General features: G+C 63.9%; 1 protein-coding gene. It reads right to left on the bottom strand.

Going from position 1 to position 593, the window contains the following annotated elements:
• The coding region (locus tag U1H99_RS30090; protein WP_323145160.1) for a condensation domain-containing protein at window positions 1-593 on the bottom strand (593 nt) is incomplete at both ends.

Raw genomic sequence — 593 nt, 5'->3', positions numbered from 1 at the left:
ACCTGGAACAGCGGACTATGGCTGAGGCTACGTACCGGCTGGACCGCGTCGACCACCTGTTCGAACGGCAGATCCTGATGCGCATACGCGCCCAGGGTGCAAGCCTTGACCTGGCCGAGCAACTCACGCACGGTCGGGTCATTCTCGAACCGGGTGCGCAATGCCAGGGTGTTGACGAAAAAGCCGATCAGGGACTCGACTTCCTTGCGCTGGCGATTGGCAACCGCGGTCCCGACGACGATGTCGTTCTGTCCCGACAGGCGCATGAGCAGCGCAGACCAGGCGCCAAGCAAGGTCATGAACAAGGTCACGCCATGACGCTGCGAAAGCGCCTTGAGCTGGGCGGTCAGTGCTGCGGGCAGCATGCAGGCGACGCTGCCGCCGCGGTAGCTCTGCACCATCGGACGAGGGCGGTCGGTCGGCAGTTCCAGCAGCGCCGGTGCGTCCCTGAGCTGCTCGCGCCAGAATCCCAGCTGCTGCTCGAGGACCTCGCCCTTGAGCCAGTTCCTCTGCCAATGGGCGTAATCGGCGTACTGGATTTCCAGTTCGGGCAAGGGATCGGGTTTGTCCTGGCTGAAAGCGCTGTAGAGGGC

The sequence above is a fragment of the Massilia phyllosphaerae genome (assembly GCF_034659755.1).
Lineage (GTDB): Bacteria > Pseudomonadota > Gammaproteobacteria > Burkholderiales > Burkholderiaceae_D > Telluria > Telluria phyllosphaerae.
This window is presented reverse-complemented; position numbering and strand designations above follow the sequence as displayed.